Genomic DNA, 11,880 nt, shown 5'->3' with positions numbered 1-11,880 from the left:
ATGAAAAAAGTTGACTACAAAACACGTCTGTTCCACACCCTCGCCGTCAGCGGCCTGGTGCTTGGCTCCCTCGGCGCCATGACCGTGCCGCTCATGACGAACACCAACATCATCCGCACTCACGCGGCCGCCACGCCAGTGCCAGATGATACTTCTGAGCGCAGCATCACCGTGCACAAGTATGACGGCGGCGCCAGCACCACACCCGCCACCGGTACCGATGCCGATGAGGCGAACCTCGGCTCGCGTAACCCACTGGCCAACGTGTCCTTTACCGTGCAGAAAGTCACCCCCACCAACGGGGCGAAGAACATGGACCCTACTGATGCCACGACCTACACCACCGTGGGCGATCCGCAAACCATCACCACGGATACGAATGGCGCGGCCACCGCGAATCTTGGCACCGGCAATGCCAATGACGGTTACTACCTGATCACCGAACAGCAGTCGCCTTCCCTGACCGACAAATCGGCGCCATTCTTCGTGCGCGTCCCATTGACGCAAACCGGCACCAGCGGCGCGGATGCGACCCTGGTTTATGACGTCAATGTCTATCCTAAAGGCGAAACTGAAACGGTTGACCTGAGCCCAGTCAAGACCTTCACTGATTCCTCCCAACTGGAATCCCTGAAGGTCGGGGCAGACGTAAGCTGGAATTTGACCGTTGCCACCCCTAAGGACATCTACACCCCGGCGGCTGGCTCGGTAGGCGAAGTCTATGCCAACTCCTTGGTGATTTCTGACCCCATCGACACCAACTCCTTGGACTTCAAAGCCGTTGATTCCGTCAAACTCGTGGGCGGCCCGAACGATGGCACGGCGCTCACCGAAACCACCGACTACACCGTGGATAGTACCAAAACTAAAACCAACGGCGATACCACTTACACGGTGGTGCAAATCAGCCTGACGCAAGCCGGGATGAAGAAGGCCGCCGGCTCCACCAACATCGTGGCGCAAATCACCACCACCACCAAGGCCAACGGTGGCGATGCCAAAATCGTCAACACCTTCGATACCTACTATGTACCGGCAACGAACGTCCCTGGCCACCAAACCACGGTACCAACCGACAACCTGACGCCAGGGAGCACCACTGATCCTTCTGATCCAAGTGTGCCAACGGATCCCGACACAGACGATTCAACCAACCCGACCATCAAGTTCGGGAACATCGACGTCTTGAAGACCGATGATACTTCCGATGCAAAGCCGTTGGCCAATGCCAGTTTCCGGCTCGCGGCTTCAGAAGCTGACGCCAAAGCTGGCACCTGGATCACGGACAACAACGACCAGGTCATCACCGTGACCACCGATAGCGATGGCCGGGCCCAGTTCAACGGGCTGGCGGTTGATCCAACGACCGGCACCAAAGATTACTATCTGGTTGAAACCGACGCTCCTGCCGGCTACGACATTGATGGGACCATCTACCAAGTGACCGCAACCCAGGATTCGACCATTGATAAGACCATCCAGGATGCGGACAACATGCTGCCGAACCTGCCAATGACCGGTTCCGATGCTCGCCTACTGCTGCTGGTCACCGCTACTGTCCTGATTGTCGGCTCCGGCTCCGCGCTTTACATCAAGCGGCGCCGCCGTCAGGCCAAAGAAGAAGCTTAACTGATCACCAATCGCAAGACTCCCAAAGGCTCCAGGTGCTGCCGTACCTAGGGCCTTTGTGGTATGTTGAAAGAAAGCCTGCATAGGTCGGCGAACTTAGCACGCTGGCTAGCCTAGGCCAAGGTATTGCCGCTGGGCTTTGGCGGCGAGACCTTAGCCGTAGCTGCTGCCGCATGTCAGTCTGTATGTGCTTTGCGCTACAGACTAATCAAGACACTCGTGCGTTGCCGACCGGAGCGCAACTACAGGCAGCGAGGCTCGACGAACTCAGCTTGACGCTCACCCTCACACAGAAAGGAGCCCCACGATGACCCAACGCAAAGACCGCTGGTTTTACACCCTGTTTGGCAGCCTGTTTGTGCTTGGGCTCATCCTGTTGCTCCTGCCATTCGGGTATGACGCCTGGCTCACGCAGCGTAACCAGCAAGCTGTGGTTGCCTATGAGCAACACCATACCAAGCAAAGCCCCAAAACCGAGCTGATTCAGCAGTATAACCGCATGATTGAAGCCGAACAGCTCGGCGGCACGCTGCCTGAACCGGTCAAAATTAGCCAGATTCAAACCGACCTGCACAAGCCGCTGGGGTATATCGACATCCCCGCCGTCAACGTCGACAAGACGCTGATTTACTTCGGCGATTCCGACTGGGCGCTGAACCATGGCGCCGGCACAATGCCGCACACCAGCCTGCCTGCCGGCGGCAAGGACACCCTGGCAGTGGTCACCGGCCACTCTGGCCTCGCCAATCGCATCGTGTTTGACAACATTCGCTACCTCAAAAACGGTGACGTTTTCTACCTCAACACCTTCGGCACGCGCAAGGCCTACCGCGTCTATACGCGCAAGGTCGTGGACCCCAACGACAAGCAAGCCCTCAAGGCGGTTTACGTGCAGCCCGGCAAAGACCGCGTTGTGCTATTAACCTGCACCCCACTGTTCATCAACACCGACCGCCTGCTGGTTTATGGTGAGCGCATTTCGCTGAAAGCCGCCGCGCACACCCCCACCCACCGCCGCGACCTGTTTCGGCTGGACCACATTTGGGTGGCCGCAGTGCTCCTGTTTATGGTGATCCTTGTGGCCATTTTCATCTGGCAACAACGCCGCCGGAAAGGAGCTCGCCATGAAAAATAGTCGCCGTTCACGCCTATTTGACGCGCTTCTGATCGTCGTTTTGTTTATCGGCATCGCGCTTTTCATGCTGCCCTTCGCCTTCGACTGGCAGCAAACCAATCAGCGCGCCCACAGCGAAACCACCTACAAGCAGGCCTATATCCCTCAACCTGACGGCCTACAAACCAAAATCGACGCCTATAACGCCATGATTTTTGCCCAACAACAAAAGCGCGCCAGCACTAAAGTCGCCATCACCAGCATCCAAAAGGACCTCAGAGACCCGATTGGCTACCTCGACATTCCCGCCATCAAGTTGCGCGCGATGACCATCTACTACGGTGACTCCGACTGGGTGCTAAACCGCGCCTTGGGCACCCTGCCGTTCACCAGCCTGCCGACCGGGGGTAAGAACACCTTGGGCGGCATCACCGGCCACTCCGGCCTCGCCAACCGCATTTTCTTCGACAACATTCGCTACCTCAAACACGGGGACATCATCTATGTCAACGTCTTAGGCAAGCGCCACGCCTATGCAGTGGATGCCAAAAAAGTGGTCGATCCGGAATCACCAAGTGCCATCAAGGCCTTTTACGTGCAACCCGGCAAAGACCGCATCGCACTCATGACCTGCACCCCCTTGTTCGTCAACACTAAACGACTCATCGTGTATGGCAAACGGGTCCCGCTGAAGCAGGCAAAGGCAACCAAAACCGAGCATCGTACGTTCTGGAGCGTGGAGCACATCTGGCTGGCCGTCATCGGTCTATTTCTGCTGCTCCTGTTGCTGGCCATGTGGCGGCGAAGGAGGAAGCACCATGCGCAGACTCGTTAAATGGTTCATTTGGCCAGCGCTCGTCATGCTGGCGAGTATCGCGCTGGTAGCAGCCCGCTACCACCACCTGTTGCAAGCGCCGACCACGCTTATTCCCGCCAATAAAGCCGCCTCCCAGCAGGCGAACCTAGCAGACAGTCAGGCGGTATCCGCCCACCATCGCAGTCAAATCGCTGAGGCCGACCTCACGACTCTGCTCACCGCCCGCCCGCAAACCGAGCGGCTGGTGGCATCAGCCGGTGTGGGCCGGGTGGCGATCCCCACAGTGGACATCAGCCTGCCGATTTTTAACCAGATCAACGACAGCACCCTCAGCCTTGGCACAGTGTTGTACTTCCCGGAGCGCAGGCTGGGCCAAGGCAACACTGTCCTCGCATCCCACCACTACCTCGGCGGCGAAGGACTGCTTAATGCCCTGAACCGGGTGAAAAAAGGCGACGAGATCTTGGTCTCCGACCTGACCACCGTGTGGGTGTATCGAGTAGCGGCAAATCAAGTGGTGAACCAGGACCAGGTCAGCGTCCTAGCCAATACCGGCGATGCTCGCGTGACGCTCATTCGCTGCGAAGGCCCGCGCGGCACCGACTACCGCCGCGTGGTCACCGGCTTACTCACGCGCCGCACCAGCTTAACCACTAACTCGGCTAAAAGCCTTGGCATCACCGCCAGCAAGCTTCCCGCCAAGGACGACGGACCGCTGGCCTTCGTGGCCGCCGCCCTTGCGCGCACCATTAGCCACCATCAGCTGGATGGCTGGCTGTGGCTACTACTGGCGATCAATCTGGCAGTCCTGATTGGTTGCGGCGCTGGCTACGTCCTGGCCGGCGACCGGCCAAAAAAGCCGTCACGCGCCGAACGTTAGGTGTAACAGTGTTCGTGCGCTTTTGATCGCAATCATCGGCGTCTTCGTGCTCCCGCGAAGGCGCCGATTTTTCGTGCTCAAATTACCGCTCATTCTCTACTTCACCTTCCTCCTCAAGAGCAAAGGGTCCCCCGCTTATGGTTCATCCCCTTGCTCAGTTTTGCGTTTAGCACGAGCATTGCTCACAGTTTAGCGACTAGAAACAGTGAAACTTGCCCTCTCACGTCACTTCCTGGCTACTACTGTTATATAGACAGTGGCGCGGGCGGTGGGCGGAGCTTGGCGGGGGTCTGGCCGTGAATCGATTAGCGACAGGCAGACCGGCGTGCCTTTTGCGCAGGGCTGCCCAGAGCTAATCGCGGCAAAGTTGGAGACAACAACGAGCGCAGCGAGGCTGGCTCCAACTTTAGGGTCGAGACCGCCTTTCGGCTCGGCCCGGTCGCACTGCCAGCACCCCCGCCAAGCGGAGCCCACCGCCCACGCCACCCGCGCAGCCGCGGCGGCTGAAAACCAAATCTGTTGACAGTAACATTAGGTATCCTTTAAACTAGTAATAACAGATAACTAATTGCAAAAATTCGGTTGGGCGGTGCTCAAGAAGGCTTTCTCGGGGAGGAAAGCGATTCTTGGGTGCGGCCTTTTCTTATTGGAGGAAAACTTATGACCCCCTACAACGAACACAAAGCAGACGTCCTCGCCCGCCTCGCCACCAGCCGCCAAAGCGGCCTCACCAGCGAAGAAGCACAGGCCCGGCTCATCCAGCACGGTCCCAATGCCCTGGCTGCCAGCAAACCCCTACCCGCCTGGCGCCAGTTCTTGGCGACCTTGAAAGAACCGCTGGTCATCATTTTATTCATCGCCGTGCTGTTGGCCTGGGCCAGCGCCGGCTATGACTTCTTCGTGCGCAATGACCCCAGCCACGGCATGGCGGCTGTGTACGAAAGCATCGCCATTCTACTCTTAATTTTCGTCAATGCTGGGCTTTCCTTCTGGCAGGCCAAAAGCGCGCAGAAATCCCTGGACGCGTTAAAGGTGATGGCCGATCACCATGCCAAAGTCCTGCGCGATGGCGACTGGCTGACGGTACCCGCCACTGAGCTGGTGCCCGGCGATATTGTCAGTGTCAAAACCGGCGACTTCATCGAAGCCGATGTCCGCTGGCTCCATGTCGCCGAGCTGCAAACCAATGAGGCCCACCTCACCGGCGAGGCCGAACCCGTGCAGAAACAAACCCACGCGCTGGGCGCCGACGTGCAAATCGGGGACCGCACCAACATGGGCTTTTCTGGTGCGACAGTGACGCATGGTAATGGCCTCGGGGTGGTGGTGGCCACCGGCATGCAAACCGAGCTCGGCAAAATCGCCACTTTGCTCGATCAAGTTAAAGACAAAAAGACCCCGATTGAACGCACCATTGCCCGTTTGACCACCAAACTGATGATGGTGGCGATGGTGATTGTGGCGTTCACTTTGCTGGTGGAGCTCTTTAAAGCCTACCAACAAACCGGTAGTCTCTCCTTTGCCGCGTTGGCGGAATCCCTTTCCACGGCGATTGCCTTGGCGGTGGCGGCGATTCCCGATGCCCTGCCAGCAGTGCTGTCGATTGTGCTCACGATTGGGGCCACGATGCTGGCCAAAAACAACGGCCTGATCAAATCCCTGAACAGCGTGGAAACCCTGGGTGCCACCAGCTACATCGCCTCAGATAAAACCGGCACCTTGACCAAAAACGAGATGACCGTCACTCGCTTTTATGCCAATGGCGCCAGCTATGTGGTGGAAGGCGATGGCTATGAACCAGTGGGCGAAATCATCCCTGATGACGAAGGCGACACCCCCGGCTTTTCGCGGTTCATGCTGGCCAGTGTGCTGAATAACGAAGCCGCCATCCAAACCGACGACGAAGGCCGCAGCCGCCCTTATGGCAACCCCACCGATGTCGCGCTGGTGGTGATGGGCCACAAGTTTGGTATCGACCGCGACACGATTTTGAACAAAGATCAGGCGCTGGACATCGACATCATTCGCGAGTTGCCATTTGATAGCGACCGCAAAATGATGAGTGTGGTCATCAAAGATGGCGACCAGTATCAGGTGCTGACCAAAGGCGCGCCGGATGTCATTTTAGCCAAAACCGATGCGATTTTGGACCACGACCAACCCATCACCCTGGCGGCAGGCCAGGCGGCGGTGGAGGCGCAGGTCAACCGCTTTGCCGAACAGGCGCTGCGGACCTTGGCGGTGACGCTGCGTGATATCGACGAGGACCTAGCGCTGCATGGTAGCACCGGCGATCTCGAGCAGCACCTGACCTTGCTGGGGATTGCCGGCATCATCGACCCACCGCGGCCGGAAGTGCGGCAAAGTGTGACCACCTTGCATCAAGCCGGCATTCAGGTCGTGATGATCACCGGCGACCACGCGGTGACCGCCCGCGCCATCGCCTTGAAGCTGGGCATTGTCACCGATCCCAGTGCCAGGGTGGTGGAAGGCAAGCAGCTGGAAGCCATGACCGATGACGATTTGTTCCGCCTGGCACCAAGTATCCGCGTCTACGCCCGAGTGTCGCCGGAACACAAGCAGCGCATTGTGCACGCCTTGCAGCGGCATGGCGAAACCGTGGCCATGACTGGCGATGGCATCAATGACGCGCCGGCCTTGCGCGCAGCGGACATCGGCATTGCCATGGGCATCAATGGCACCGAAGTCACCAAAGACGCCGCAGATCTGATTTTGCTGGATGACAAATTTACCACCATCGAGCGCAGCGTTCGCGCCGGCCGCACCATTTTTGGCAACATCAAAAACTTTATGCGCCACGAGCTCACCACCAACGTGGCTGAAGTGCTGGCGCTGCTGTTCGGGGTGCTGCTGATGACGCAGCCGGTGGGGCAAGTGGCTGCCACCACCCCGACATTAACCGCGCTGATGGTGCTGTGGGTGAACATGATTTCCGATGCCTTGCCGAGCTTTGCCCTGGGCTATGATGTGCCGGAAGCCGACCTCATGAACCAGCCGCCGCGTAATGTGAAACAATCCATTTTACATGGCATGCTGGGTCGCATTTTCCTGCGCGGCATTGTGATGGGTGGGCTCGTGTACGTCGCCTTCATCTGGGCCGCCAGTCAAGGCATGAGCGGCGCCGAAGCGCAAACCCTCGCCTTTTTGACCCTAGTGTTTGGCCAGCTGTGGCATGTCTTCGACGCCCGCAGCACCCGTACCTTGTTCGCGCGCAATCCCTTTGAAAATCATCAGCTGCTGCTGGCAGTGGCGTTTGCTGCTGCGGCTTCACTGCTCGTCACCATCATGCCGTTCTTCAACGAAGTGATGGGGACCGCGCCGCTTTCCAGCACGTTGTATGCTGCAGTGGTGTTCATTCCGGCCCTGCCGACCTTCATTTTGTCCGGGATTAAAGAACTGTGGCTGCGCTGGCACCGCCCGCCGGTGGCCCCAGAGCGCCAAGCCGCGCCGGAGCATGATTAAAGATTGTTTTTTCAGGCCAGATTGCCTACAATCGGGGTAACAATATCGAGGTGAGCCAGTTGAATGTTTATCATGCGCTGAAAATGATTCAGATCGAGCACCAGCCCCTCAATCATCGCCAGGTCGTGATCACCGATGAAAACGGCAAGCCGCTTTCGCAGCTGACAGATCTGCTCAGTGATTGTCTCAGTAAAATCGACCTATTCGTTGATCTGCCCAGCACCGACACCGCCAGCGATGTCATCGATGACCTGCATTTGCTGACGCCCTTGCCGAATGATGTGCTGGACGAATACCAAAAAGTCCTCGATCAGCCGATTCAGGCGATTAACGTCGCTTTGCACAAGGCCTTAGTCGAGCTGGTATATTTGCCGTTGATGTAGGGGCTGTGACAAAAGGCAGTCTTGGCGCCGACAGGTAGCCTAGCCATCCATCAAGTCCGATTTTTGGACTCGATGGATGGCGTAGCTGCTGCCGCATGTCAGCCTGTACGTGCTTTGCACTACAGGCTGATCAAGCTGCTCGGCGCCGGCCTTTTGGCACGTAACTCTGCTGAAACATTCGGAACACATTGAAGGGGCCGTGGCATCAGTCACGGCCCCTTTTTGCCAGCGCGGCAATAGACTTAGCCCGCCTGGCTAGTGATGTTACTCGAATGAAGCAGCCTTCATTCGTGGCTGGAGCTTACATCACGCCGCTAAAAGCGTCAAATTAGTAATCGTATTATCAATTCTTCGATACTACAACCGCGCTTGCGCTGAGACGCGGTCAGTTTGGAGGGGTCTCGCTTGGCGAAACAATCACCACCCACCATTACGTTAATTCTACTGTTGACCGCTGGTTTTCTGCTGCCGCAGCTTGGGCTGTCCGCCTTGGCCATGGGCTGGTTCGCGCTACTACTGCCGCTGCTCGGCTTTTTGTGTCTGCGCCTGGCCGCCCGCCAGCCACTTGCGCCGCAGTACCAACGGCTCGTGGTGTGGGGGCAACCGCTAGCCGCCGTCATGGCCCTGTTAATCTTGAGTAAACTGATTCAAGGCTAGAAAGAAGTCTTCTTGTGAAAATTAAACCCTTAACCCCAGTGGATTTTGCCGCTAGTTTAAGCCTGATCACCACTGCCTTTGCCACCGCGCCGCATACCGATGGCAATGAGGCCAACCTGGTGGCGGCCCTGCGGCAAAGCCCCGATTACCATGCCGACTATGACGTTGGCGCCTTCACTGACGATGGCGCCTTGATTGGCCACGCCTTGCTCTCCAAGGCCACCATTCAAAACAGCACGCAGGCTTGGCCAATCTTTGTGCTCGCCCCGTTGGCCGTCTTGCCTGCGTACCAAAATCAAGGCGTCGGCGGTGCGTTGATCACCTACCTGGAGGCGCAAGCAGGGGAAGATGCCCGGCGTGCCATTTCAATTCTCGGCGATCCTGCTTATTATGGCCGCTTCGGCTACCAACCAGCGGCCAATTTCAATGTGCAGGCGCCGTTTGAAGTGGCGTCTAAATACTTTCTCCTGCGGCCGATTGTTGAAGGCGGGTTAACTGGCGTCAGCGGCACCTTGCATTACGATCCGGCGTTCGGCCTGGCCTAATTTACAGAAAACCGGGGCCAATAACGGAGCAAAACTTTCATCAGGCCCGCGAACGTGGTAACTTAAGCCTTATAGTTTCATTTGGAGGTTATCATGAAAGACCAAGAACCAAAGCCAGCCACTGCGCCGGTTAACTTACCCCACCACATGACCATTCACTGGCACCGCTTTGCCAAAGGAGAAGCACTGCCTGTCACCCAGGTGCGCTTGACCGAGCGGGCCACCATTGTGGGCCGCGTCGGCTTGATGATGCTGGCGTGCGGCACTGGGGCGTGGCGGGTGCGCGAGGCCATGAACACCATTGCCCGCGCCTTGGGGCTGACTTGCAGCGCCGATGTCGGGCTGATTACGCTGGAATACACCTGTTTTGAAAATGGTCGCCATTATTCCCAGACGCTAGCCTTGCCCAGCAGCGGTGTGAACACCGACCGCCTGCACGCCATGGAAGTCTTCGTTAACCATTTTGAGGAAGAATGCACGGGCTTAACCGTGCATGAAGTGCATGAGCGCCTGGATGCCATTCAGCGCCGCTCCGGCAACTTCTCCCCGCTGCAAGTGGGCTTGGCGTCGGCTCTGGCCTGTGCCGCCTTCGTCTTTCTGCTGGGCGGTGGCCCGATTGAAATGCTCTGTGCCTTCTTCGGCGCCGGGGTCGGCAATTACACTCGGCGGAAAATGATTGACCGCCACATCACCTTGGTGGCGCATGTTGCCGTCAGCGTGGCGGCGGCGTGCCTCACCTATTTTGCCGTTTTCAAGCTCCTAGAAATAAGTTTTCACATTGCGGCAGCACATGAAGCTGGCTACATCGGGGCGATGTTGTTCGTCATCCCTGGGTTCCCCTTCATCACCTCTGGCTTGGATATGGCCAAGCTCGACATGCGTTCGGGTTTAGAACGCGGTACCTTCGCCATTTTGACCATTGTGGTTGCCACCCTCACCGGTTGGGTGGTGGCGATGCTGGTGCAATTCCACCCGGAAAACTTCCTGCCGCTGGGCCTGTCATTCTGGCCACTGCTGGGGCTGCGGATTGTCGCCAGCTTCTGCGGGGTGTTCGGCTTCTCAATTATGTTCAACAGTCCCGTACCCATGGCCACCATGGCTGGGCTGATCGGGGCGCTGGCCAACACCCTGCGCCTGACGCTTTCTAGTAGCGCTGGCCTGCCGCCAGCAGCAGCGGCATTTCTCGGCGCGCTGCTCGCCGGTCTGCTGGCTTCGCTGGCCAACCGGCGCGACGGCTACCCACGAATTTCGCTCACCGTCCCTGCCATTGTCATCATGGTGCCAGGGCTTTACATGTACCGTGCCATGTTCAACCTCGGCTTGAGCAATGTTGACGTCGGCGGTAGCTGGCTGATTCAAGCGGCCATGATGGTAGTCGCTTTACCGCTGGGGCTCGCCATGGCGCGGATCATCACTGACCCCACCTGGCGGCATGCGGATTAACCCATTTAACGAATAACAATAGTGGCTTCAGGCCACTTTAGGAGTCGCTCAGAAATGGGCGGCCTTTTTGGTTAACCACACTTATGCCAAAGTTGACACCTAAACCTCGTCCATGAGATGATGCGATCCTGATGACGGCGAATTCTCGAAATAGCGCAAGGCACACAAAAACGACGATTATCATTCAGGACAAACAGTCTAATTCATCTGGACGTTGCACATCAGGCGCGATTTTGTTGAGGTGATCGTGGTGAAACTCGCCGACCAAAGTTATACATTGTATCTCGATGAAAGCAAAATGCGAATTGGTAACAAAGGGGAAGATGCATATTGCGTTGCCGGTATCATCATCCAAAGTGTTCAAATTCAGCAAATTCGCAAAAGGTTAAAGCAACTTAAGCAAGAAATCTGGCACACCTCCGATGGTTTCGTTCCGGCACCGGCCTTTCGCTCTATTCATCAGGCAGAAGTACGAAATCCATCACCGAAAAATATTGACCACCATCCCTATATGCAGGTCTTTCGTTCACGTTCGAATCAGAATAAAGCAATCAATGGCATCGGCAGAATCATTGCGGACTTTGAATTACCAGTTCTTGGTGCCATTGTTAATGAAAAGAGCCTTCAGCACGACTATGGTGCTCATCAAGATTCCTATACTGCCTACTACACCTCTTTGAGGGTCATCATTGAAGATTTCTCGCACTTCTTGGTCAATCACCAAAGCCATGGCAAAATTATGTTTGAAAGTAGGGCCAACGCAAAAGGAAATTTAAGCCCCCAGTTTACAATTCAAGTGCAACACCCTGACGACTAGACCAAAAAGGCCATGAAGACCTATTCTTGTTAGTACTAGCTAAACAAGAAAGCAGGAATCTTCATGACCCACTCTCAGACTAACACCCACAAGCATTACCAACAACTCAGTT

At 56.9% G+C, this 11,880-nt stretch carries 10 protein-coding genes; all 10 read left to right on the top strand.

What is annotated here, in order from left to right; genetic code table 11:
- On the top strand, window positions 1–1,629 hold the full coding sequence (locus tag JUF11_RS04035; protein WP_204118453.1) for a SpaH/EbpB family LPXTG-anchored major pilin: 1,629 nt from the start codon (window positions 1–3) through the stop codon (window positions 1,627–1,629).
- A gap of 307 nt (window positions 1,630–1,936) precedes the next feature.
- Complete coding sequence (locus JUF11_RS04030) at window positions 1,937–2,764, top strand: class C sortase (RefSeq protein ID WP_204118452.1); 828 nt, start codon at window positions 1,937–1,939, stop codon at window positions 2,762–2,764.
- Window positions 2,754–3,578 (top strand): class C sortase, encoded by an 825-nt coding sequence (locus JUF11_RS04025; RefSeq protein WP_204118451.1) that lies wholly within the window; start codon window positions 2,754–2,756, stop codon window positions 3,576–3,578. The genes JUF11_RS04030 and JUF11_RS04025 overlap by 11 nt, the downstream gene beginning before the upstream one ends.
- On the top strand, window positions 3,562–4,440 hold the full coding sequence (locus tag JUF11_RS04020) for a class A sortase (protein ID WP_204118450.1): 879 nt from the start codon (window positions 3,562–3,564) through the stop codon (window positions 4,438–4,440). Before JUF11_RS04025 ends, JUF11_RS04020 begins: the two co-directional genes overlap by 17 nt.
- A gap of 660 nt (window positions 4,441–5,100) precedes the next feature.
- Window positions 5,101–7,923: a cation-translocating P-type ATPase gene (locus JUF11_RS04015; protein ID WP_204118449.1), complete on the top strand. Its 2,823-nt coding sequence runs from the start codon at window positions 5,101–5,103 to the stop codon at window positions 7,921–7,923.
- A gap of 59 nt (window positions 7,924–7,982) precedes the next feature.
- A complete protein-coding gene (locus tag JUF11_RS04010; protein WP_204118448.1) occupies window positions 7,983–8,306 on the top strand; it encodes a hypothetical protein in 324 nt (107 codons plus the stop codon).
- Between the two features lie 405 nt (window positions 8,307–8,711).
- Window positions 8,712–8,963, top strand: coding sequence for a hypothetical protein (locus JUF11_RS04005; protein ID WP_204118447.1), 252 nt, complete (start codon window positions 8,712–8,714; stop codon window positions 8,961–8,963).
- 14 nt (window positions 8,964–8,977) lie between these two features.
- The gene (locus tag JUF11_RS04000; protein WP_204118446.1) at window positions 8,978–9,508 is read left to right on the top strand and encodes a GNAT family N-acetyltransferase; all 531 of its coding nucleotides are present in this window, start codon (window positions 8,978–8,980) and stop codon (window positions 9,506–9,508) included.
- Window positions 9,509–9,601: 93 nt separating this feature from the next.
- Window positions 9,602–10,951 (top strand): threonine/serine exporter family protein, encoded by a 1,350-nt coding sequence (locus JUF11_RS03995; protein ID WP_204118445.1) that lies wholly within the window; start codon window positions 9,602–9,604, stop codon window positions 10,949–10,951.
- A gap of 250 nt (window positions 10,952–11,201) precedes the next feature.
- A complete protein-coding gene (locus tag JUF11_RS03990; RefSeq protein WP_204118444.1) occupies window positions 11,202–11,768 on the top strand; it encodes a DUF3800 domain-containing protein in 567 nt (188 codons plus the stop codon).
- Window positions 11,769–11,880: the final 112 nt, after the last annotated feature.

This window comes from Lacticaseibacillus suilingensis, assembly GCF_016861845.1.
In the GTDB taxonomy this organism is placed as follows: Bacteria; Bacillota; Bacilli; order Lactobacillales; family Lactobacillaceae; genus Lacticaseibacillus; species Lacticaseibacillus suilingensis.
The sequence above is the reverse complement of the archived record's forward strand: the minus strand, read 5'-3'. Positions and strand labels throughout refer to the sequence as shown.